At 72.0% G+C, this 23,044-nt stretch carries 19 protein-coding genes; 9 read left to right on the top strand and 10 right to left on the bottom strand.

Going from position 1 to position 23,044, the window contains the following annotated elements:
• Window positions 1-13 precede the first annotated feature (13 nt).
• The 4 genes from ASD33_RS02125 to ASD33_RS02110 form a co-directional block, all read right to left on the bottom strand.
• Window positions 14-868 carry a carbohydrate ABC transporter permease gene (locus ASD33_RS02125; RefSeq protein WP_056552278.1) on the bottom strand — a complete coding sequence of 285 codons (855 nt, stop codon included), beginning with the start codon at window positions 866-868 and terminating at the stop codon, window positions 14-16.
• Window positions 865-1,773 carry a sugar ABC transporter permease gene (locus tag ASD33_RS02120; protein ID WP_056552271.1) on the bottom strand — a complete coding sequence of 303 codons (909 nt, stop codon included), beginning with the start codon at window positions 1,771-1,773 and terminating at the stop codon, window positions 865-867. The genes ASD33_RS02125 and ASD33_RS02120 overlap by 4 nt, the downstream gene beginning before the upstream one ends.
• Window positions 1,774-1,777: 4 nt before the next feature.
• Entirely contained in the window at window positions 1,778-3,094 is a 1,317-nt protein-coding gene (locus tag ASD33_RS02115; RefSeq protein WP_056552269.1) for a sugar ABC transporter substrate-binding protein, read from the bottom strand.
• 100 nt (window positions 3,095-3,194) lie between these two features.
• The gene (locus ASD33_RS02110; protein WP_056552266.1) at window positions 3,195-4,292 is read right to left on the bottom strand and encodes a LacI family DNA-binding transcriptional regulator; all 1,098 of its coding nucleotides are present in this window, start codon (window positions 4,290-4,292) and stop codon (window positions 3,195-3,197) included.
• Window positions 4,293-4,456: 164 nt separating this feature from the next.
• On the opposite strand from ASD33_RS02110, the gene ASD33_RS02105 reads away from it, so the two are divergent.
• A complete protein-coding gene (locus tag ASD33_RS02105) occupies window positions 4,457-6,388 on the top strand; it encodes a DUF2264 domain-containing protein (RefSeq protein WP_056552263.1) in 1,932 nt (643 codons plus the stop codon).
• Window positions 6,385-7,908 (top strand): right-handed parallel beta-helix repeat-containing protein, encoded by a 1,524-nt coding sequence (locus ASD33_RS02100; RefSeq protein WP_157869976.1) that lies wholly within the window; start codon window positions 6,385-6,387, stop codon window positions 7,906-7,908. The genes ASD33_RS02105 and ASD33_RS02100 overlap by 4 nt, the downstream gene beginning before the upstream one ends.
• Window positions 7,909-7,921: 13 nt before the next feature.
• Here the strand turns inward: ASD33_RS02100 and ASD33_RS02095 are convergent, their stop codons facing one another.
• Both ASD33_RS02095 and ASD33_RS02090 read right to left on the bottom strand, forming a co-directional pair.
• The gene (locus ASD33_RS02095; RefSeq protein WP_056552260.1) at window positions 7,922-8,695 is read right to left on the bottom strand and encodes an SDR family NAD(P)-dependent oxidoreductase; all 774 of its coding nucleotides are present in this window, start codon (window positions 8,693-8,695) and stop codon (window positions 7,922-7,924) included.
• A gap of 86 nt (window positions 8,696-8,781) precedes the next feature.
• Window positions 8,782-9,456: an MOSC domain-containing protein gene (locus tag ASD33_RS02090; protein WP_056552255.1), complete on the bottom strand. Its 675-nt coding sequence runs from the start codon at window positions 9,454-9,456 to the stop codon at window positions 8,782-8,784.
• Between the two features lie 81 nt (window positions 9,457-9,537).
• On the opposite strand from ASD33_RS02090, the gene ASD33_RS02085 reads away from it, so the two are divergent.
• Entirely contained in the window at window positions 9,538-10,431 is an 894-nt protein-coding gene (locus ASD33_RS02085) for a LysR family transcriptional regulator (RefSeq protein WP_056553764.1), read from the top strand.
• A 191-nt stretch (window positions 10,432-10,622) separates the two neighbouring features.
• Here ASD33_RS02085 and ASD33_RS02080 read toward each other — a convergent pair whose 3' ends face one another.
• Window positions 10,623-10,985 carry a WhiB family transcriptional regulator gene (locus tag ASD33_RS02080; RefSeq protein WP_056552252.1) on the bottom strand — a complete coding sequence of 121 codons (363 nt, stop codon included), beginning with the start codon at window positions 10,983-10,985 and terminating at the stop codon, window positions 10,623-10,625.
• 433 nt (window positions 10,986-11,418) lie between these two features.
• Between ASD33_RS02080 and ASD33_RS02075 the strand changes: the two genes are divergently transcribed.
• The 4 genes from ASD33_RS02075 to ASD33_RS02060 all read left to right on the top strand — a co-directional run bounded on the left by ASD33_RS02075 (window position 11,419) and on the right by ASD33_RS02060 (window position 15,880).
• Window positions 11,419-12,030: a response regulator transcription factor gene (locus ASD33_RS02075; RefSeq protein WP_003948568.1), complete on the top strand. Its 612-nt coding sequence runs from the start codon at window positions 11,419-11,421 to the stop codon at window positions 12,028-12,030.
• Window positions 12,031-12,273: 243 nt separating this feature from the next.
• The gene (locus ASD33_RS02070) at window positions 12,274-12,876 is read left to right on the top strand and encodes a sigma-70 family RNA polymerase sigma factor (protein ID WP_056552247.1); all 603 of its coding nucleotides are present in this window, start codon (window positions 12,274-12,276) and stop codon (window positions 12,874-12,876) included.
• 270 nt (window positions 12,877-13,146) lie between these two features.
• Entirely contained in the window at window positions 13,147-14,649 is a 1,503-nt protein-coding gene (guaB, locus tag ASD33_RS02065) for an IMP dehydrogenase (protein WP_056552243.1), read from the top strand.
• 106 nt (window positions 14,650-14,755) lie between these two features.
• Window positions 14,756-15,880 (top strand): GuaB3 family IMP dehydrogenase-related protein, encoded by a 1,125-nt coding sequence (locus ASD33_RS02060; protein ID WP_056552240.1) that lies wholly within the window; start codon window positions 14,756-14,758, stop codon window positions 15,878-15,880.
• Window positions 15,881-15,950: 70 nt separating this feature from the next.
• Here the strand turns inward: ASD33_RS02060 and ASD33_RS02055 are convergent, their stop codons facing one another.
• The 3 genes from ASD33_RS02055 to ASD33_RS02045 form a co-directional block, all read right to left on the bottom strand.
• Complete coding sequence (locus tag ASD33_RS02055; RefSeq protein ID WP_056552236.1) at window positions 15,951-16,475, bottom strand: hypothetical protein; 525 nt, start codon at window positions 16,473-16,475, stop codon at window positions 15,951-15,953.
• 49 nt (window positions 16,476-16,524) lie between these two features.
• On the bottom strand, window positions 16,525-16,791 hold the full coding sequence (locus ASD33_RS02050; RefSeq protein ID WP_056552233.1) for a hypothetical protein: 267 nt from the start codon (window positions 16,789-16,791) through the stop codon (window positions 16,525-16,527).
• Window positions 16,792-16,896: 105 nt separating this feature from the next.
• Window positions 16,897-18,138: a nucleotide sugar dehydrogenase gene (locus tag ASD33_RS02045; RefSeq protein ID WP_056552232.1), complete on the bottom strand. Its 1,242-nt coding sequence runs from the start codon at window positions 18,136-18,138 to the stop codon at window positions 16,897-16,899.
• Between the two features lie 362 nt (window positions 18,139-18,500).
• Between ASD33_RS02045 and ASD33_RS02040 the strand changes: the two genes are divergently transcribed.
• Together ASD33_RS02040 and ASD33_RS02035 are read left to right on the top strand one after the other, a co-directional pair.
• Window positions 18,501-20,207, top strand: a complete 1,707-nt coding sequence (locus ASD33_RS02040; protein ID WP_056552231.1) for a glycerol-3-phosphate dehydrogenase/oxidase — start codon at window positions 18,501-18,503, stop codon at window positions 20,205-20,207.
• Between the two features lie 190 nt (window positions 20,208-20,397).
• Complete coding sequence (locus tag ASD33_RS02035; RefSeq protein ID WP_199863428.1) at window positions 20,398-22,917, top strand: protein kinase; 2,520 nt, start codon at window positions 20,398-20,400, stop codon at window positions 22,915-22,917.
• Window positions 22,918-23,044 lie beyond the last annotated feature (127 nt).

Raw genomic sequence — 23,044 nt, 5'->3', positions numbered from 1 at the left:
GTACCTGTGTTCCTCACTTGACGCTGCCGGCGGTCAGACCGGCCTTCCAGTGGCGCTGGAGGGAGACGAAGGCGACGACGAGGGGGACGACGGCGAGCAGGGATCCGGTGACGACGAGGGGGTAGTAGTCGGGTTCGGCGTGGGCGTTGCTGTTCCACGCGTACAGGCCGAGGCTCAGGGGATAGAGCTTCTGGTCCGACAGCATCACCAGGGGGAGGAAGAAGTTGTTCCAGACGGCGGTGAACTGGAAGAGGAAGACGGTCACGAAGCCGGGCATCACCATGCGCAGACCGATCGACCAGAAGACGCGCAGCTCGCCGGCCCCGTCGATACGGGCGGCCTCCAGCGCCTCGTCGGGGATGTAGCCGGCGCAGAACACCCGGGACAGGTAGACGCCGAAGGGGTTGACGAGGACCGGGATCAGGACGGCCCAGTAGGTGTTGACGATGCCGACCTCGCTGGCGAGGAGGTACATCGGCAGGGCGAGCGCGGTGGTGGGGACGAGCACGCCCAGGAGGACGAGGCCGAAGAGCTTCTCTTTGCCCCTGAAGTCGTAGACGTGGAAGGCGTATCCGGCGGCCACGCTGACGAACGAGCAGGCCAGCGCCCCGAATCCGGCGTAGAGGAGGCTGTTCAGGTACCAGTGGAAGTAGATGCCGTCGTTGTACTCGGCGAGCCGGGAGAGGTTGCCGCCGAGGTCGAAGCCCTCGAAGGAGAAGGCGTTTCCGGCGAGGAGACCGCCCGCGTCCTTGGTGGCGGCGGTGAGCAGCCACACGAGCGGGAAGAGCATGTAGGCGACGGCGAGGAGGAGGGCGCCGTTGACGGCGGTCTTCGACAGCCAGCGGTTGGGGGTACGGGGCTTGCTCATGCCGCCTTCTCCTTCCGGGCGGCGCCGGCCTTGCGGCGGCCGGTCAGCCGGGTCACCACGAAGGAGAGCAGCGCCGCGGTCAGGGCGAGGAGTACGGACGCGGCGGCGGCGAGTCCGTAGTCGTTGCGGTCGAAGGCCGCGGTGTAGGCGTACATGTTCGGCGTCCAGGTGGAGGTGACGGCGGAGCCGGTGCCCTTGCTGAGGATCAGCGGCTCGGTGAAGAGCTGGAGGGAGCCGATGACCGTGAAGAGGCCGACCATCGCGAGGGAGGCCTTGACCAGCGGGATCTTGATGGAGAAGGCGATCCGCCAGGCGCCGGCCCCGTCGACGGTGGCCGCTTCGAGGACGGAGCGGTCGATGGCCTGGAGGGCCGCGTAGAAGATGACCATGTTGTAGCCGAGCCACTCCCACAGGGCGATGTTGACGACGGAGGGCAGGGCGCCTTCGGGGGAGAAGAAGTCGAAGCCGATGCCGCCGGACTCCATGGCCTGGACGACCGGGCTGAGCTGGGGCGTGTAGAGGTAGACCCAGATCAGGGCGGCGATGATGCCGGGGACGGCGTGCGGCAGGAACAGCGCCAGCTGGAAGAAGCGCCGGGCGCGGGCGAGTGCCGAGTCGAGCAGGAGGGCGAGGCCGAGGGCCCCGGCGAGCAGCAGCGGGATGTAGAACAGGCAGTAGCCGAGCAGGACGCCGAAGCCCTCGCGGAAGGCCCGGTCACCCAGCGCCGCGGTGTAGTTGTCGAGGCCGGTGAAGACGGTCTCGGTGCCGCCGAAGCCCAGTCCGGACTGCTTCTCGGTGAAGAGGCTGAGCCAGACCGCGTATCCGATCGGCACCACCATCACCGCGGTGAAGAGCAGGAAGAAGGGGGTCAGCAGGATCGTCGCGGCGCGGGTGCGGGCCTTCATCCGGTCAGCCCTCGACCTTCAGGCCGCGCTTGGTGAGTTCGGCGACGGTGGCGTCGTGGCCGGCCTTGACGGCTTCGGCGATGCCGGGGCCGCCCTGGGCGATCTTGCCGAAGTTGTCCTTGATGGTGGTGTTGGTGGTGCCGGTGGTCGGTCCCCAGGCCCAGTTGGGGCTGATGGAGGCGCCCGCGTTCTCGAAGAGGGCGTAGATGTCCTGGCCGCCGTAGTAGCTGGCGTCGAAGGCCTTCTTGGCGACGGGGCGCAGCGCGGTCGCGGCGGGGAAGGCGGAGGAGGTGCCGGAGGCGATGCGGGCCTTGACGCCCTCCTCGGTGGTGGACATCCACTCGGCGAAGGTGACGGCCGCGGCCTTCTGCTTGCTGTCCTTGGTCACGGCGAAGGAGGTGCCGCCGAGCATGCCGCTGGCGGGCTTGCCGTCCCAGCTGGGCATGGGGGCCACGGCCCACTTGCCGTTCTGCTCGGGGAGGGTGCCCTTGAGGACGCCCGCGCCCCAGGAGGCGCCGAGGTAGCCGATGGTGGTGCTGTTCTTGAGGGAGCCGGTCCACTCGGGGCTGAAGGAGGCGTTCTTGTGGACGAGTCCGCCGTCGAGGAGGCCCTGCCAGTAGGCGGCGACCTTGGTGGTGGCGGGGTCGGTGGTGTTGATCTTCCAGGTGTCGTTCTCGGCCTTGAACCACTGGGCGCCGGCCTGCCAGGCCATGGCCTCGAAGGTGGTCGGGTCGTCCGGGAAGAAGGTGGCGATACGGGCCTTGGCGTCGGCCTTCTTGACCTGCTCGGCGGCCTTCTTGAACTCGTCCCAGGTGGTGGGGACCTGGACCTTGTACTGCGCGAAGAGGTCCTTGCGGTAGAAGAAGGCCTGCGGGGCGGCGTCGAAGGGGACGGCCCAGGTCTTGCCGCCGAGGGTGGTGAGGTCGACGGTCTGTGGCAGCAGCTTGGCGCGGTCGGCCTCGGTGAACTCGCCGCCGATGTCCTGGAGGGCGCCGGAGCTCACGAACTCGGGGAGCGAGGAGTACTCGATGGAGACGAGGTCGGGGGCGTTGCCGGCCTTCACCGCGTTGGAGATCTTGGCGTAGCCGCCGGCGGTGCCGGAGGGGATCTCCTCGAACTTCACCTGGATGTCGGTGTGGGAGGCGTTGAAGGCGTCGACGACGTCCTTGGAGCCCTTGGCCCAGCCCCAGAAGGTGAGGGTCACGGGCCCGGCGGGCTTGTTCGCGGTGTCGTCACCACCGCCGCCGCAGGCCGTGAGGACGGCGAGGGCGGTGGCGGTGCCGGCTATGACACGGGACGTTCTGCTCCAACTACGGGTCACGGCACGACTCCTGAGGGCGGCGGCGGGGAGGTTGTGGCCGTGATCCTGTGACCGTTCATGACCGAAGTCAAGAGCGAAAGATTGATTGATCGAAAAAAGATCAGACGGAGTGTGTGGCGCGCGCCCCGCAGGAGGCCCGCACCCGCAGCCTCGGCAGCAGCCCGAGATGCCGTCGCGCCGCGTCCTCGTCGGGGTCCTGGGTGAGCCGCTCCACCAGGAGTTCCGTCGCGTGCCGCCCCACCTGACGCTTCGGCGGGGCGACCGCCGTGAGCGGGGTGTCCGCGAGCGCGGCGACCTCGTCGTCGTACGCGATCAGGGCCAGGTCCTGCGGCACCCGTACGCCCAGCTCGGCCAGCCGCTGCACGATCTCGATCGCGTCCACGTCGTTGTGCACCAGGGCCGCGCCCGCCAGGCCCGAACCGACCGCCTCGTGCAGCGCCCTGACCGCCCGCTCGAAGCCCTCCGGATCCGCCTCCGCCGGAACGGAGTCGATGACCGGCCGCGGCTCCTCCAGGCCCAGCGTCTTCAGCGCGTCGGCGTACCCGGTGCGCACCGCGAGGGCGGTGGGGGAGTCCTTGCGGGCCACCAGCAGCGGGGTCGCGTGCCCGAGGGAGAGCAGGTGGCGCAGGGCGAGCAGGACGCCGTGGCCGTGGTCGGACGCCACCCGGTCCAGCCCGTCCAGCGGGCTGCCGGGCTCGGCCGTGCGCTCCAGGAGCACCGCGGGCACCGGCAGTTCGGCCAGCCAGTCGCCGTACGCCGGCCGGTCCTCGGGGCCCCGCCAGCCGGGCGCGACGAGCACCCCCTCGGCACCGGCCGCGAGCAGCCCCTCGGTGCGGGCCCGGTCCTCCTCCGGCCGGTAGTCCGAGATGCGCAGCACGAGCCGCGCCCCGGCGCGGGCCGCCGCCTCGTGCGCGCCCCGGATGACCTCGGCGAAGTAGTACGTGGCGGAGGGTGCGAGCAGGCCGAGGACCAGGCCCTCGCCGGCCCGTCCGCCGCCGGGCGCGCCCTGCCGGAGCGGCCAGGAGACCTGGCCGTGCACCCGGTCGAGCAGGCCGCGGCCGGCCAGCACCTCGACGTCGCGGCGGGCCGTGACGGGGGAGACCCCGAGCCGTTCGGCCAGTTCGGAGACGCGGGCGGTGCCGCGCTCGCGCACCAGGGCCAGCAGTCGGTCGTGTCGTTCGGCAGCACTCTCGCGCACGGCGCGTTCCCCCTCGCGGTGGTGGTGGATCCCCGACCCTAGCCCAGGAATGATCGAACGACGGGAGTTTCGATCATTCGCTCCGATTCTCTTGACGTTCGATCGGAGCCTGTTCAGGATTCCCGGCGACGCAGACGTCACCGCAGGGAGTCCCAGGGAGCATCATGCCCACGCCGCCCGAGAACCGTGAGCTCAGCCCGTACACCGGCTGGACCCGTGCCCACTGGGAGACCACGGCCGACCGACTCCTCCTGGACGTACGCCCGTTCGCCTCGCCGGGACGCGGCCTCATCGACCTCCCCGGCCCGCGCGCCAGCTGGTCGGGCCCGCGCTCCGACGGCCTGGAGGGCTGGGCCCGCACCTTCCTGCTCGCGGCGCTCAGGGTCGCGGGCGCGGGGGGCCGGGACCCGTACGGGCACCTGGACCGGTACGCGGAGGGACTCGCGGCGGGGACGGCGCGGGGTGCGGGGACGGCGAGGACGGCGAGGACGGCGGGGACGGCGAAGGGTGCGGCGCGGACGGCGAGGGGTGCGGCGAGGTCCGCGGCCGGTGCGTCCCGCGGCCCGGGCCCCGACTCCTGGCCCCGGATGGCCGACACCCGCCAGGCGATCGTCGAATCCGCCTCCATCGCCCTCGGCCTCCGCCTCACCCGCCCCTGGCTCTGGGACCGGCTCGACGACCGCACCCGCGAGCAGGTCGTCGACTGGCTCCGCCCCGCGCTCGGACCCTCCCCCGTCGACAACAACTGGTGGCTGTTCGGCCTCACCGTCGCCGGCTTCCTCCAGGACGCCGGCATCGAGACGGACCTGGCCGCCGCCACGATCGACCGCTCGCTCGCCCGCGTCGAGGACTGGTACCTCGGCGACGGCTGGTACAGCGACGGCGACAACCGCGCCTTCGACCACTACAACGCCTGGGCGCTGCACTTCTACCCGGTCCTCCACGCCCACCTCGCCGGCGACCGGAAGCTCCTCGACCACTACGGGTCCCGGCTGCGCGCCCATCTCGACGACTACGTCCACCTCTTCGACGCCGACGGCGCCCCCCTCCCGTACGGGCGGTCCCTGATCTACCGCTTCGCCGCCGCCGCCGCACCCTGGCTCGGCACCCTCGCCGGCCACACCCCGCTCACCCCCGGCGCCACCCGCCGCCTCGGCTCCGGCACCCTCCGGTACTTCCTCGACCGGGGCGCCACCGACCCGAACGGACTCCTCACCCTCGGCTGGCACGGCCCCTACCCGCCGCTCGTCCAGGAGTACTCGGGCCCCGGCTCCCCCTACTGGGCGTCCAAGGGCTTCCTCGGCCTCCTGCTCCCCGCCGACCACCCCGCCTGGACCGACCCCGAGGAACCCCTGCCCGCCGAACGCGCCGACACCGTCCGGGCCTTCGCCCCGGCCGGGCTCCTCGTCCAGACCACCGCCGCCGACGGACTCGTACGCCTCCACAACCACGGCAGCAACCACGTGGGCAGCGCGGAAGGCGGGACGGACGACCCCGGCTACGCCCGGCACGCCTACTCCACCCGTACGGGACCCACCACCGGCGACGCCCCCGCCGACAACCACTTCGCACTGCTCACGGCCGACGGCCGGGCCACCACCCGGGGCCCCGCCACCCCCCTCGGTACCGGCCCCGACCGGGCCCTCTCCCTCCACCACCCGCTGCCCGGCGTCCGGGTGCTCTCCGCGACCCTCGCCCACGGGCGGGCCGAGGTCCGCGCCCATCTCGTCCTCGGCGCCCCGGAGGGGACCCCCGTACGGCAGACCGGCTGGGCCACCACCCCCGACGGACCGCACGCCCAGCTCCACCCGGTCCACGGCTATCCCGGAGACCGTCCGGCCGCCGAACTCCCCACCGGGGAAACCCTTCAGGGACCCGGCAGCCGCACCCTGAGCCTGCACGGCGTGACGAGCGGCCCGGCCGCCCTCTTCGTGGCCCTCGCCTCCCTCACGGCGGAGCCCGGCCCCGCACCCGTGTCGGCCCTCGCGAACGTCCAGGTCACGGGCCCCCACGCCCTCACCGTGACCTGGTGGAACGGCACCACCGCACAGCTCGATCTCGCAGCCCTCGAAGCCCCCGATTCGGAGGATCAGTGACCCAGCGCCGTACGTACACCGCGCTCGCCGCCCTCACGCTGTCCCTGCTCGCCACCGCCCCCGCCCAGGCCGCACCCCCGCCCGGCGACCGCCACCACGTCGACTGCTCGGCGACCGCCCCCGGCGACGGCACCGTCCAGCACCCCTGGACCACCCTCGCCGAGGCCAACGCCCACCCCTACGGGCCCGGCGACCGGCTCCTGTTCAAGCGCGGCACCACCTGCCTCGGCACCCTCGCGCCCCGGGGTTCCGGCTCGGCCGCGCACCCCTTCACCGTCGCGGACTACGGGGACGCCCCCACGCGCGCGGTGATCGACGGCAACGGCGCCCACGACGCCGTACTCCTCGCCGACAGCCAGTACCTGCGGCTCACCCGCCTGGAGATCACCAACGCCGCCGCCCCCGGCACCGAACGCAACGGCGTCCGCCTCCGCCTCGGCGACTTCGGCGCCGCGAAGGACATCACCCTCGACCACCTGTCGATCCACGACGTGCGCGGCGGCGACTTCAAGACCCTCACCGGCTCCAGCGCGATCCACGTCGCCGTCGAGGGAACCACCGTCCCCAGCTGGTACGACGGCCTGGAGATCCACCACAACGACATCCGCGACGTCGACCGCGAGGGCATCTACTTCAAGTCCCGCTTCTCCAAGCGCGAGCTGGTCGGCAACCAGCAGGACCCGAACGCCTACCCGGGAGCCTGGACCCCCAGCCTCGGCGTCCGGATCCACCACAACACCCTGACCTCGCTCGCCGGCGACGGCATCAAGATCGACACCACCAGCGGCGCCCGCGTCGACCACAACCGCCTCGACGGGTTCCAGCTCCGCTCCCGGGCCGCCAACGCGGGCATCTGGACCTTCAACACCGACGACACCGTCGTCGAGTACAACGAGGTCTCGGGCGGCGGCGGCACCAAGGACGGCATGTCCTTCGACGCCGACGGAGCCTCGAAGGGCACGGTCTTCCAGTACAACCACAGCCACGACAACCAGGGCGGCTTCCTGCTGATCTGCCCCTACAGCGGCGCCAAGACCCTCGGCACCGTGGTCCGTTACAACCTCAGCGTCGACGACGGGGCCCGGCTGATCCAGAACTGCTGGGGCCCCATCCTCGACACCCGGATCCACAACAACACCTTCGTCAACCGGACCGCGGTGCCCGCCTACCTCGTCCAGGACGACGCCGGCAGCCCCGCGACCACCCGGCACGAGCTGTCGATCCGCAACAACATCTTCGTCAACGAGGGCGCGAGCGGCGGCTACGCGTTCAAGAACCCGACCCCCGGGCTCTCCTTCTCCCACAACCTCTTCCACGGCATCGCCATGACCCGCCCCAACCCCGGCGGCATCGACGCCGACCCGCTGCTCCGCCCCGACCTCAGGCTCGCCGCCGGCTCCCCGGCCCTGTCCGCGGGCACGCTCATCGCGGACAACGGCGGCAGGGACTGGTTCGGAAACGCCGTGTCGGCGACGACGGTTCCGAACATCGGCGCGTACGAGGGCCCCGGCGTGAACTGACCCTTCGGAAGCGCTACTTGGGCCCGTACTTCCGGCCCGCCCTGGAGGAGGCGCCGCCCAGCAGCCCGCGCGGCGCCAGCTTCACCACACCCATCAGGGCCTTGTAGCGGGGGTCCGGGATCGACAGCGTCTTCCCCCGCTCCAGGTCCGCGAGGGCCGCCGTCACCAGCTTGTCCGCGTCGAGCCACATCCAGCCCGGGATGTTGTCGGTCCCCATCCCGGCCCGCTCGTGGAACTCGGTCCGTACGAAGCCGGGGCAGAGCGCCATCATCCGCACCCCGCTGCCCGTGAGGTCCCGCGCAGCGCCCTGGGTGAACTGCACGACCCAGGCCTTCGAGGCGCCGTACGTGCCCCGGGGCAGGAAGGCGGCCACCGAGGCGACGTTCACGACGGCGCCCCGGCGGCGCTCCTTCATCGCGGTGGCGGCGGCCGAGGTCAGCCGCAGCACCGCCTCGCAGTGCACCGTGAGCATCTTCAGCTCGTCGGCCATCGACACTTCGAGGAAGCGCCCCTTGTTGCCGAACCCGGCGTTGTTCACGAGCATGTCGACCGGCCGCTTCGGATCCGAGAGCCGCGCCTCGACGGCGGCGATCCCCTTCTCCTCGGCGAGGTCCGCCGACAGCACCTCGGCCTCGACGCCGTGTCGGTCGTGCAGCTCGGTCGCCTGCTCCCTGAGCCGCTTCACGTCCCTGGCCACGAGCACGACATCGTGGCCGTCCGCCGCGAGTCTCCGTGCGAAGGCGGCCCCGATGCCCGCGGTGGCGCCCGTAATCAGTGCAGTCGTCATACGGGCACGGTAGTGCCCCACCGCAGGCCTTCTTGTCCGCGTACCGGCGAGGGCCTGTCCTTCGGATCGGGCCGGGCTCGCGGGGCCTACGCGCGCGCGTACTTCTCCGTGTACTGGCGGGCGAGCGCGAGGAGTCCCGACTCCATCCACTCGGCGGCGGCCAACGTGCTGGGCAGCAGCGGGCGTTCGGTGGTGGCCGCGCGGTGCAGCAGCGCGACCGTGATGTCGTGGTCCGGCCGGTGGACGACGGTGATCGGGTCGCCCGCGCGGATCTCGCCCGGCACGATCACCCGCAGCAGCGCCCCGGGACCGGCCTCGGACCGGGTGAACCGCCGCACCCAGCCCTTCTCCTCCACGAAGCCCGCGAACGTACGGCAGGGGATGCGGCCGCCGGTGACCTCCAGGACCACCTCGTCACCGATCCGCCAGCGCTCGCCGATCAGGGCCCCGTTCACGTCGAGGCCGGAGGTGGTGAGGTTCTCGCCGAAGGAGCCGTTCACGATCTCGCGGCCGAGCTCCCGCTCCCACCGGTCCAGGTCCTCCCGGGCGAAGGCGTACGCCGCCCGGTCGTCGCCGCCGTGGAAGCGCAGGTCGCAGACGGTGTCCCCGGCCAGCCCACTCGCTCCGACCCCGGGCACCCCGGGGGCCTCGATCCGCACCGGCCCGTCGACCGGGCGCTTGTCGATGCCGGTCGTCCCGGACGCGGCGTCGGTGTAGTCCACGGCCTTGGCGCGGCCCACATTCACACTCAGCAAGGTCATGCCGGAACCTTAGGGGCACAGGTCTCAAAGTCGCAGGCGAAAATGTGCTGGTTCACCCAAGATTCGCTTATGCTGGAACGCATGATCGAGGCACGCCACCTCCGCGTCCTGCGCGCCGTCGCCGCGACCGGCTCCTTCTCGGCCGCCGCGCGCGAACTCGGCTGCACCCAGCCCGCCGTCAGCCAGCAGATGAAGGCCCTCGAAGCCTCCGCGGGCACGCCCCTGCTGATCCGCGCGGCACGCGAGATGCGCCTCACCCAGGCCGGCGAGGTCCTCGTCCGGCACGCCTCCGGCATCCTCGCCGGGCTCACCGCCGCCGAGGAGGAGGTCGCCGCCATCGCCGGGCTCCGGGCGGGCCGGGTCCGCCTGGTCTCCTTCCCGAGCGGCAGCTCCACCCTCGTCCCCACCGCGCTCGCCGCCCTGCGGGCCGCGCACCCCGGCACCCGGGTCTCGCTCGTCGAGGCCGAACCGCCGCGCTCGGTCGAGATGCTCCGCGAGGGCGACTGCGACGTGGCTCTCGCCTTCCGCTACGGGGCGGGCCAGGCCGAGTGGGACGACCTCGTCGTCCGGCCGATCCTCGCCGACCGTCTGGTGGGCCTGGTCCCCGAGGGGCACCGGCTCGCCGGGGCCGGGTCCGTCGGCATCGCCGAACTCGCCGAGGAGTCCTGGATCGCGGGCTGCCCGCGCTGCCGCCGCCAGCTCGTCGACGTCTGCGAGGAGGCGGGCTTCACGCCCCGCATCGACTTCGCCACCGACGACTACCCGGCGGTGGTGGGCCTGGTCGGCGCGGGCCTGGGCGTGGCCGTCCTGCCGGAGCTGGCCATCGAGTCCGTACGGCCCAAGGGGGCGCGGACCGTGGCCGTGGAGCCCGCCGTGGAGCGGGAGATCGTGGCCCTCACGCTGCCGGACCTGGCCCAGGTCCCGGCCGTCGCCGCCACGCTCGACGAACTGACCCGCGCCGCCACGCGCGCGTGAGCCGGTCCGGCCGGGCCACGCGCGCGTGAGACGGCTTTCCCGGGCCACACACGCGTGAGCCGTCCCGCCGGGCCGCGGAGCTCCGCGCCGCCACGCGCGCGCAGGCACCCTGAGGGCGCCGTCACGCGCGCGCGGGCGCGGTCGTGTCCGGGCTCGGTGGTGGTCGCCGTCCTAGCTGGAGAAACGTTCCTTCACATGCGCTCCACGATCGGCCGGCCTGCTGCCGCCGCCGATGTCGTCAGGGGTGTCATGGCCGGCGCCGTCGTGATCAGGCGATTGCGCGCACGTCCCATGAGCTCTTCGCGTTCGTCCTCGGTGAGGCCGCCCCATACGCCGTAGGGCTCCCGCACGGCGAGTGCGTGTGCCGCGCACTCCGCGCGCACCGGGCACCGCATGCAGACCTCTTTCGCCGAGTTCTCACGCGCACTCCGTGCCGCGCCGCGCTCTCCCTCGGGGTGGAAGAACAGGGAGCTGTCGACCCCGCGGCAGGCCGCGAGGAGTTGCCAGTCCCACAGGTCGGCGTTGGGTCCGGGAAGGCGGGAGAAATCTGCCATAGCGCTTGTCCCCTTGAAACCGTGTCGAACGGATAGGTGGGCGGATGGATGGCTGATGGCCGGGGCTCCTCGGGTCCCGACGGGTCCGGGTCGGTACACCTACTGTCTAAGTAGATGTAAATATGACTCATTGCGAATCTAGCCACAGACACCGCGAAAAGGGAAGAAAACCCGCTAAATGGGGCATAGCTTTCGATGAAGGACGGATGACCCGCGTCGCTCTCCTCCGCGCACGAGCCCTCACGTAGAGTGCCGAAGGCTGCCGTCCGACCCGTAACTCTTTCGAGTGACCGTCGTTGAGAGTGCGGAGGCGGTTGAAGGAACAAGCGCTCGGACAGGTGTCCGAGAGCGTCAATCGCACAGGTGACGATTACGTACAGCCCTGGAGGCTCAAGGTGACGCGCAACAGCTGCGAGAGCCGCGGAGGTCAGGCATGACATCCGTCCTCGTCTGCGACGACTCCCCGCTTGCCCGAGAGGCGCTCCGGCGGGCGGTCGCGACCGTGCCCGGCGTCGAGCGCGTGACCACCGCGGCCAACGGCGAGGAAGTCCTCCGCCGCTGGGGCGCGGACCGCTCGGACCTGATTCTGATGGACGTACGCATGCCCGGTCTGGGCGGCGTGGAGACCGTCCGCCGGCTGCTCTCCGCGGACCCCGGCGCCCGCATCATCATGCTCACCGTCGCCGAGGACCTCGACGGCGTCGCCCTCGCGGTCGCCGCGGGTGCGCGTGGCTATCTGCACAAGGACGCCTCGCGCGCCGAGCTGCGGGCCACCGTTACCCAGGCGCTCGCCGACCCGACCTGGCGGCTCGCCCCCCGCCGTCTCCGTTCGGCCGAGATGGGCGCCGCGCCCACCCTCACCGCGCGCGAGATCCAGGTCCTCGAAGGCATGAGCCACGGCCGGTCCAACGCGGAGATCGGGCGCGAGCTCTTCCTCTCCGAGGACACCGTCAAGACCCACGCCCGGCGCCTCTTCAAGAAGCTCGGCGCCTCGGACCGGGCGCACGCCGTCGCTCTCGGTTTCCGCTGGGGACTGGTTCGCTGAGCCGCAGGTCACCCGCCGTGTTCCCGTCCTCGCCCGCGCCCTTCGCGGGGTGGACGGGGCGGGCTTGTGTCACTTCCCCGCCGGATGACGCATCCTTGAGATGTGGAGTTCCTCGGGGACGAGTCGATCGAGCGGGAGGGGAGGGCGCGGGAGATGAGTTCCGGCGCACCTGCTCATAACGCTTCGGTGCACAACTACGGACGCGGTGCCGCGAACGCAGAGGCGTCGGGGCACCATGGAGCGATGCGCGACGACGAGACCGTGGGTTCCCCCATGCCTGCCGGGCAGGGGGAGATCGGCGCGCTCGTCCGCCGTGCGGTCGAGGGCGACGCCCAGGCCACCCATGACCTGCTCGCGCGCGTGCACCCGCTCGCCCTGCGGTACTGCCGCACCCGCCTCAACCGCCTTCCCGGTGACGCCCGGCACTTCGTCGAGGACCTCGCCCAGGAGGTCTGCGTCGCGGTCCTGATGGCGCTGCCGCGCTACAAGGACACCGGCAGGCCCTTCGAGGCCTTCGTCTTCGCCATCGCAGGACACAAGGTCGCCGACCTCCAGCGGGCCGCCATGCGGCACCCGGGGTCCACGGCCGTGCCCTCCGACGAGATGCCGGAGCGCCCGGACGACTCCCTCGGGCCCGAGGAGCGCGCGCTGCTCAGCGACGACGCCGAGTGGGCCAAGAAGCTGCTGGCCAACCTCCCGGAGAACCAGCGCGAGCTGCTCGTGCTCCGGGTCGCCGTCGGCCTGACCGCCGAGGAGACCGGCCAGATGCTCGGCATGTCGCCGGGCGCCGTCCGCGTCGCACAGCACCGTGCCCTCAGCCGGCTCCGCGCGCTGGCGGAGCAGTAGCACCGAGCGGGCGGCGGCGCCCGGCGGGCGTTGGCGCGTGTCCCGTGGAGTGACCTCGGTCGCACGGTGGTCTCGGTCGCACGGTGACTTCGGTCGCGCGGTGGCCTCGGTCGCGGTGGCCGACCAGTAGGCGTTCCCGGGGTCTGTCGGCCCTTTCGTACACGTACGAATGTCCAAAGCTTGCGGCTGATCTTGATCGTGGAATGAGACACCGCTTCAGGCCGTTAGCATGGACATCCGCACCGAGCAAGGCCATTTGGGGAAGGTGTCATGACTGCAAACGTCGACGGAGTGCCCGAGAAATTCGCGACACTCGGGCTGACCTACGACGACGTGCTGCTGCTGCCGGGCGCATCCGAGGTGCTCCCGAACGCGGTCGACACCTCGTCCCGCATCTCGCGCAACGTCCGGGTCAACATCCCGCTGCTCTCCGCGGCGATGGACAAGGTGACCGAGTCCCGCATGGCCATCGCGATGGCCCGTCTGGGCGGCGTCGGTGTCCTGCACCGGAACCTCTCGGTCGAGGACCAGGTCAACCAGGTCGACCTGGTGAAGCGCTCCGAGTCCGGCATGGTCACCGACCCGATCACCGTGCACCCCGAGGCGACGCTCGCCGAGGCGGACGCGCTCTGCGCCAAGTTCCGCATCAGCGGTGTCCCCGTCACGGACCCGGCCGGCAAGCTGCTCGGCATCGTCACCAACCGTGACATGGCGTTCGAGAGCGACCGCAGCCGTCAGGTCCGCGAGGTCATGACGCCGATGCCGCTGGTCACCGGCAAGGTCGGCATCTCCGGCGTCGACGCCATGGAGCTGCTGCGCCGGCACAAGATCGAGAAGCTGCCCCTCGTCGACGACAAGGGCGTGCTCAAGGGTCTGATCACGGTCAAGGACTTCGTCAAGGCGGAGAAGTACCCGAACGCCGCGAAGGACTCCGAGGGCCGTCTGCTCGTCGGCGCGGCCGTCGGCGCCAGCCCGGAGTCGCTGGAGCGCGCCCAGGCGCTCGCCGCCGTCGGCGTGGACTTCCTGGTCGTCGACACCTCGCACGGCCACAACAGCAACGCCCTCAGCTGGATGTCGAAGATCAAGTCCAGCGTGAACGTCGACGTGATCGGCGGCAACGTCGCCACGCGTGACGGCGCGCAGGCGATGATCGACGCCGGTGTCGACGGCATCAAGGTCGGTGTCGGCCCCGGTTCGATCTGCACCACCCGTGTGGTCGCGGGCATCGGCGTCCCGCAGGTCACCGCCATCTACGAGGCCTCCCTCGCGGCCCGCGCCGCCGGGATCCCGCTGATCGGCGACGGCGGTCTGCAGTACTCCGGCGACATCGGCAAGGCGCTGGCCGCCGGTGCCGACACCGTGATGCTCGGCAGCCTCCTCGCGGGCTGCGAGGAGTCGCCCGGTGAGCTGATGTTCATCAACGGCAAGCAGTTCAAGTCGTACCGCGGCATGGGCTCGCTGGGCGCCATGCAGTCCCGCGGCCAGGGCAGGTCGTACTCGAAGGACCGTTACTTCCAGGCGGAGGTCACGTCCGACGACAAGCTCGTGCCCGAGGGCATCGAGGGCCAGGTGCCGTACCGCGGTCCGCTCTCCAACGTCCTGCACCAGCTCGTCGGCGGTCTCCGCCAGACCATGGGCTATGTGGGTGCTGCCACGGTCGAGGAGATGGAGTCGAAGGGCCGCTTCGTGCGGATCACCTCCGCGGGCCTCAAGGAGAGCCACCCGCACGACATCCAGATGACGGTCGAGGCGCCGAACTACAGCAGGAAGTAACACAGCGCGACGCGTGGGGGCGGTTCCGGAACATGACCGGAACCGCCCCTCACGCTTGTGTCGGGGATACTGGTAGGCGCAGACGTAGAGGGAAAGGCCACACATCGTGACTGAGATCGAGATCGGGCGCGGCAAGCGCGGCCGCAGGGCGTACGCGTTCGACGACATCGCCGTCGTCCCCAGCCGGCGCACCCGGGACCCGAAGGAGGTCTCGATCGCCTGGCAGATCGACGCCTACCGGTTCGAGCTGCCGTTCCTGGCCGCGCCGATGGACTCGGTCGTCTCGCCGCAGACCGCCATCCGCATCGGTGAGCTGGGCGGCCTGGGCGTGCTGAACCTGGAGGGTCTCTGGACCCGGTACGAGGACCCGCAGCCGCTGCTCGACGAGATCGCCGAGCTGGACGAGGCCTCCGCGACCCGCCGTCTGCAGGAGATCTACGCGGCGCCGATCAAGGAAGAGCTGATCGGGCAGCGCATCAAGGAGGTGCGCGACTCCGGTGTCGTCACCGCCGCCGCGCTCTCCCCGCAGCGCACCGCGCAGTTCTCCAAGGCCGTCGTCGACGCGGGCGTGGACCTGTTCGTCATCCGCGGTACGACGGTCTCCGCCGAGCACGTCTCCGGCGCGTCCGAGCCGCTGAACCTGAAGCAGTTCATCTACGAGCTGGACGTCCCGGTCATCGTCGGCGGCTGCGCCACGTACACCGCGGCCCTGCACCTGATGCGCACCGGCGCGGCGGGTGTCCTCGTCGGCTTCGGCGGCGGCGCCGCGCACACCACCCGCAACGTCCTCGGCATCCAGGTCCCGATGGCGACCGCGGTCGCCGACGTGGCCGCGGCCCGCCGCGACTACATGGACGAGTCCGGCGGCCGGTACGTGCACGTCATCGCCGACGGCGGTGTCGGCTGGTCCGGCGACCTGCCGAAGGCCATCGCCTGCGGCGCCGACGCGGTCATGATCGGCTCCCCGCTGGCCCGCGCCACGGACGCGCCCGGCAAGGGCCACCACTGGGGCATGGAGGCCGTCCACGAGGACGTGCCGCGCGGCAAGCTGGTCGACCTGGGCATCGTCGGCACCACCGAGGAGATCCTCGCGGGCCCGTCGCACACCCCGGACGGCTCGATGAACTTCTTCGGCGCCCTGCGCCGCGCGATGGCCACCACGGGCTACAGCGAGCTCAAGGAGTTCCAGCGCGTCGAGGTCACGGTCGCGGACGCACAGCACAAGCGCTGACCGCGTAGGTCCGTACGCGAAGGGGCCCCGCACCGGGTGGTGCGGGGCCCCTTCGGCGTAGGCCGCGGGATCAGGCGGAGATCTTCTTGGTGATGACGAAGCCCTCGTAGCCGGCGATGGCGAAGAACAGCAGGTCCATGGCTCCGAGCTCTTCCTTCCACGCCGTGAGCAGGTCCGAGAAGTGCGAGGTGAGGATCTCGGTGACGGGCAGGGACTGCCCGTCCAGTTCGGCCCACCAGCTGGCCATCAGGGCGTAACCGAAGAGCTGGCCCGCGAAGACGCCGAACAGGGCGATCGGCACGCCCGCGAACGGCAGGACCGGATGGGCGCCGCCCACCTTGCCGAGGGCGAAGCCGACCAGCGCGCCGACGCCGAGTGCGAGGATGCCGAGCTGCGTGTAGCTGCCGTCCTCCTTCGCCATGGCGCGCATGATGCCGCCGAGGACGAGCGCGCCGACGATCGCACCGCCGAAACCGGCCAGCAGGCCGAGGGCCAGGTTGGCGCGGGCGGGCGCGGGTGCCGGCGCCATCGGGTACGGCTGCGGGGCGGCGCCCTCGGCGAACGGGTTGCCGGGCGGCGGAACGGGCTGAGACATGCGGTGATCCCCCCAGGGAACGGTGAAGTGCGGTCGGTCGTGAACGGCGTCAGCCGAGGAGCGCCGCGATCAACGGCGCGAGGATCATCCCGAAGCCGATCAGGGCCAGCACCCCGCCGACGACGCGGAAGCCGGTGGCGGTGAGGAGCCGGTCGTGCGGGCCGAGACGTCCCGAGGCCTGGGCGCGCAGGTCGAGGTTGCGCACGTGCCAGCGCTCCAGTCGGGTGGCGGAGTTCCTCACGTCGAGCGCGACCCAGAGGCCGGAGACCCCTCCCGTCAGGAAGAACACGAGCAACAGCAGGATGACGATGAACACGGAGGGCCCCCGGGACGGTGCGCGCAGGGAACGGTGCGCGCGGCGGTCCCGGAGGCTAGCAGCCGCATGTGCCACGGGCATAGGGAATTCCGGCCGAAGCCGTCCTCAGAGCCGGTGGGCCGCGCCCGTGGGGGTGGCGCCCCGGGTGTCGAGGAGGAGTTGGGCCTTGACCGAGAGGCCCTGGAGGTCGTACGTGCGGTGGTGCTGGAGCAGGACCGTCAGATCGGCGTGGGCGGCGGCCTCGTAGAGGGAGTCCGCGCGGGGGACGGGGAGTTCGCGGACGCGCCAGTCGGGGACGTGCGGGTCGTGGTAGCTGACGGCCGCGCCCAGGTCCATCAGGCGGCGGGCGATCTCGTCGGCGGGGGAGCCCTGGCGGTCGGGGAGGTCGGGCTTGTACGTGATGCCCAGGAGGAGGACGCGGGCGCCGCGGGCCGACTTGCCGTGCTCGTTGAGGAGGGTGGCGGCGCGCTGGACGACGTACGGGGGCATGCGTTCGTTGACCTGGCCGGCGAGTTCGACGAGCCGGAGCGGGCGGTGGGCGCCGACGGTGTCGACGGGGACGCCGTGGCCGCCGACCCCGGGGCCGGGGCGGAAGGCCTGGAAGCCGAAGGGCTTGGTCTCGGCGCAGCGGATGACGTCCCACAGGTCGACGCCGAGTTCGTGGCAGAGCACCGCCATCTCGTTGACGAGGGCGATGTTGACGTGCCGGAAGTTGGTCTCCAGGAGCTTGACCGTCTCCGCCTCGCGGGGGCCGCGCGCGCGTACCACCTTGTCGGTGAGCCGGCCGTAGAAGGCGGCCGCCGATTCGGTGCAGGCCGGGGTGAGGCCGCCGATCACCTTGGGGGTGCCGGCGAAGCCGTGGGTACGGCTGCCGGGGTCCAGGCGGCCGGGGGAGTACGCGAGGTGGAAGTCGCGGCCGGCGCGGAGGCCCGAGCCCTCTTCGAGGAGGTCGCGGAGCAGGCCCTCCGTGGTGCCGGGCGGGACGGGGGACTCCAGGAGGACCGTGGTGTGGGGGCGCAGCCGGGCGGCGAGCGCGCGGGCCGCGTCGGTGACGGCGGTGAGGTCGAGCGTGCGGTCGGGGGCGAGGGGGGTGGGGGCGCAGATGACGGCGGTGCGGACCCGGCCGAGTTCGGCGGGGTCGGCGGTCGGCCGGAAGCGCCCGGACAGCATCCGGCGGATCTCCGGGACGGTGAGGGAGCCGTCGACGGGGGACCGTCCGGCGGCGAGTTCGGCGACGGGACGGGGGTCGGTGTCGAAGCCGATGGTGTCGACGCCTGCGGCGGCGGCGGCCTGGGCGAGGGGGAGTCCGTGGTGGCCGAGGCCGATGACGGCGAGATCAGCGGGCATGGAGGTGGACCGTCCTTCCCTGTAGCCGGAGGGCACGCGAGGCGCAAGCCCGGTGGACAGAACGGGTCGAGCGCAATGTCAGACTAGGCGTAAATATGACCGATATGCCGCATTGTGGGGCCGAAGGTCATCGAGTGTTATCCACAGGTCGGCGGCGAGGCGGTGGCTGAAGTCGCCGGGGCGGGACAGAATCGAGCTGTGAGCCGGACCACACGCGGCCGGGGCCGGTCGGGCCGGTTCGTACGGGTCCGGTCCGGTTCGCGTGTCGGCGGGAAGAGAACGGCGCGCGGCCACAGGAACGACGCACGACGACGAGGACGACAGGGACCACGGGAACGACAGGAACGACGGGAGCCACAGCCGTGAGGACAGCGACACTGGGACCCGCCGAGCGCACCGAGGCGCTCGCGGCCATGGCCGAGCGCGAGTTGGACGTGCTGGTCGTCGGCGCCGGAGTGGTCGGCGCCGGGACCGCCCTCGACGCCGTCACGAGAGGGCTCTCCACCGGCATCGTCGAGGCCCGCGACTGGGCATCCGGCACCTCCAGCCGCTCCAGCAAGCTCATCCACGGCGGCCTGCGCTATCTGGAGATGCTGGACTTCGCCCTGGTCAGAGAAGCGCTCAAGGAGCGCGGTCTGCTCCTGGAGCGGCTCGCACCCCACCTGGTGAAGCCGGTCCCCTTCCTCTACCCGCTCCAGCACAAGGGCTGGGAGCGGTTCTACGCGGGCTCCGGCGTCGCGCTGTACGACGCGATGTCCCTGTCCTCCGGCCACGGCCGGGGCCTCCCCGTCCACCGGCACCTCTCCCGGCGCTCGGCACTGCGGGTCGCCCCCTGCCTGCGGAAGGACGCGCTCGTCGGCGCCCTGCAGTACTACGACGCCCAGATGGACGACGCCCGCTTCGTCACCACCCTCGTGCGCACCGCCGCCTCCTACGGCGCCAAGGCCGCCAGCAGGGCCCGCGTCACCGGCTTCCTGCGCGAGGGCGAGCGGGTCGTCGGCGCGCGCGTCCAGGACGTCGAGGCCGGTCTCGCGTACGAGATCCGGGCCAAGCAGATCGTCAACGCCACCGGGGTGTGGACCGACGACACCCAGGCCCTCATCGGCGAGCGCGGCCAGTTCCACGTCCGCGCCTCCAAGGGCATCCACCTCGTCGTCCCCAAGGACCGCATCCACTCGACCACCGGACTCATCCTGCGCACCGAGAAGTCCGTGCTCTTCGTGATCCCCTGGGGCCGCCACTGGATCGTCGGCACCACGGACACCGAGTGGGACCTCGACAAGGCCCACCCCGCCGCGTCCAGCGCCGACATCGACTACCTCCTGGAGCACGTGAACACCGTGCTCTCCACACCGCTCACCCGCGACGACGTCCAGGGCGTCTACGCGGGCCTGCGGCCCCTGCTCGCCGGCGAGTCGGACGCCACGAGCAAGCTCTCGCGCGAACACACCGTCGCCCACCCCGTCCCCGGCCTCGTCGTCGTCGCCGGCGGCAAGTACACGACGTACCGCGTCATGGCGAAGGACGCCGTCGACGAGGCGGTGCACGGCCTCGACCAGCGCGTGGCGCCCTGTGTCACCGAGGACACCCCGCTGCTCGGCGCGGAGGGCTACCGGGCCCTGTGGAACGCGCGGGCGAGGATCGCCGCGCGCACCGGCCTCCACGTCGTCCGCGTCGAGCACCTCCTCAACCGCTACGGCTCCCTGACGGAGCAGATCCTCGAGCTCGTCGCCGCGGACCCCACGCTGGGTCAGCCGCTCGCGGCGGCCGACGACTACCTGCGCGCCGAGATCGTCTACGCCGCCTCGCACGAGGGCGCCCGCCACCTCGACGACGTCCTCACCCGGCGGACCAGGATCTCCATCGAGACCTTCGACCGGGGCACGCGCAGCGCCCGCGAGTGCGCCGAGCTGATGGCGCCCGTCCTCGGCTGGGACGACCGGCAGATCGAGAAGGAGATCGAGCACTACGAGAAGCGGGTCGAGGCGGAGCGCGAGTCGCAGCGGCAGCCCGACGACCAGACGGCGGACGCGGCGCGGCTCGGGGCGCCGGACATCGTGCCGATCTGACAGGAAGTCCGGGTCGCCCGATTCCGGTGGGAACCTGGGGGGTGTGCGGGGGCGTCGTCATCCCGGAGTACGGACCCGGGGGCGCCACCCGTCCCGAGGTGAGGGACAATGGGCTCTCTTCCAGGGCGGGTTACCGCATCGCGCGGGAAGCGGCAGACGCGGCGAAGATCAGGGATCGCAGAGGGGACGCATGTCGGAGGCGGAGCAGTCGCGGGACACGGCGAAGGACCCCAGGCGGGACGCCGCCGCGGGGGCCGCGACCGACGGCGACCGAGGAGTGGTCCCGGCCGCGCGTGAGCCGGAGCGGGACGCGCGGGACACGGAACAGGACGCGCAGGTCAGCCGGGGTGCACGGGAACCGGAGGACGGGCGCGAGCCGGAGCCTGCGGCCGGTTCGGAGCCGTCTCGGGCATCTTCCGAGGAGTCGAAGCCGGGACTGACGTCCGGGCCGGACTCGGAGCCTGAAGCGCAGTCGGAGTCGCAGTCGGAGCCGGAGTCCGGTGCCGACGGCGCGAAGGACCCTCGGGACGTGCCGTCTGACGGCGCGACGGGTTCGGCCGCCGGCGACGCCGGGACCGGAGCCGCCGCCACCGCCGGTGACGCCCCCGCCGGGGCCGGGCGGCTGCGGGGGACCGAGCCGTCGACCGGACGGGCCGGGTTCGGCGCCGGGGACGGCGACGGCGAGAGCGACCGCCGGCCGGCGCAGGGCGCCTCCGGTGCGCGCGGCACCGGCGGAGACCGGATGCGCAAGGCCCCGGTCGGCGAGGGCCGGCTGCTCTCGGGCCGCTACCGCCTCGGCGCGGTCCTCGGGCGCGGCGGCATGGGCACGGTGTGGCGCGCGGTCGACGAGACCCTCGGCCGTACCGTCGCCGTCAAGGAACTCCGCTTCCCCACCAGCATCGACGACGACGAGAAGCGACGCCTCATCACCCGGACCCTGCGCGAGGCCAAGGCCATCGCCCGGATCCGCAACAACGGCGCAGTCACCGTGTACGACGTCGTCGACGAGGACGACCGTCCGTGGATCGTCATGGAGCTCATCGAGGGCAAGTCCCTCGCGGACGCCGTGCGCGAGGACGGCACCCTCACGCCCCGGCGCGCCGCCGAGGTCGGCCTCGCCATCCTCGACGTGCTGCGCTCGGCCCACCGCGAGGGCATCCTCCACCGCGACGTGAAGCCGTCCAACGTGCTGATCGCCGAGGACGGCCGGGTCGTCCTCACCGACTTCGGCATCGCCCAGGTGGAGGGCGACCCCTCGATCACCTCCACCGGCATGCTCGTCGGCGCCCCCTCGTACATCTCCCCGGAGCGCGCCCGCGGCCACAAGCCCGGCCCCGCCGCAGACATGTGGTCGCTCGGCGGCCTGATCTACGCGGCGGTCGAGGGCAGCCCGCCGTACGACAAGGGTTCCGCCATCGCCACCCTCACGGCGGTGATGACCGAGCCGGTCGACCCGCCGAAGAACGCCGGGCCCGAGCTGGAGAAGGTCATCTACGGCCTGCTCGCCAAGGACCCCGCCCAGCGGCTCGACGACGCCGGTGCGCGCGCCCTGCTGCGGGCCGTGCTCGACGCGCCCGACGCGGCGCCCGAGGTCTCGCCCGAGGTCACCAGGGTCGTACCGCTGCCGCCCCGCCCCGAGGGCGTTCCGGGGGCGCCGGTGGGACCGGCGGCGCCGGCCGCCGGCCAGGACCGGACGTCCGAGGCCTCCGACCGGATGCGCGGCGCCCTGAAGTCCGTGCGCAACGCGGCGGCCTCGGTGAAGCCCGACGCGACGCCCGCGGCGCACGGCACCGCGCGCACGGGAGCGCGGACGGGCGCCGGCACCGGCTCCGTACCGCAGCACGGGACCGGCCGGCCGACCCCGGCACGCGCGCCGCTCACCGATGTCGTGCCGCGCCGCACGCTGGTGATCATCGCCGCCGTCGTCGTGCTCGCCCTGCTCGGAACGATCCTCGCGGTCTCCCTCAGCGGTGGCGACGAAGGCGACCAGGGCAAGGGCGACGGGGGCACCACGTCCTCGGCCGGTGCCTCGGCCGGCGGTGACGGTTCCGGCGGCGCGGGCTCGGACGGCGGCAAGGGCCAGACCTCCGGCGGACCCGGCCAGCAGGGCGGGGTGCAGCCCGGGGACAGCGGATCCAACGGATCGACCGGCGCCAACGGCACCACCGGCGCCACGGACGGGGCCAACGGGACGAACGGCAACGGCGTCACGCCGTCCGGGAAGCCCGGCGGCGGCGCGGGCGGAGCGCAACTGCCCGCCGGCTACGCCCTCGTGACGAACGCGCGCTTCCACTTCTCCATGGCGATGCCCGCGAACTTCCGCATGCGGGCCATACCGGGATACAGCGGCGGTGGCGTGTTCAGCGAGAGCGGCGGCTTCCCGCGCATCCAGGTCGACTTCAACGGCAGCCCGAAGGACGACGCGGCGAGCGCCTGGGAGCTGGCCAAGATCGGTGTGGCCGCCACCAGCAAGGGCTACAAGCACGTCGGCATAAGCCCGGTCTCGTACAACGGCTACCCGACCGTCGCCGACTGGGAGTTCGAGCGGACCCAGCAGGGCATGCGCGTCCACGTGCTCAACCGCGGCTTCAAGGTGGACGCCAAGCACGGCTACTCCATCATGATCAGCTGCAAGGCGGACGAGTGGAACGGCGCGGAGTGCCGGACGCTGCGGGAGACGGCGTTCGCCACGTTCAGCCCCAAGGACTGACCGGCGGCCGTATCGTGAGGGTTCGAGGACCGTACGAAGTCGAACAGAGTCGTTGACTGCACGGTGCCGGACCGAATGTGACGGACTCGCGTGACCCCGCACGACTCCTGGGGTCCGCGGGTCCACG

Origin of the sequence: Streptomyces sp. Root1304 (assembly GCF_001426405.1) — a bacterium.
Classification (GTDB): domain Bacteria; phylum Actinomycetota; class Actinomycetes; order Streptomycetales; family Streptomycetaceae; genus Streptomyces.
This window is presented reverse-complemented; position numbering and strand designations above follow the sequence as displayed.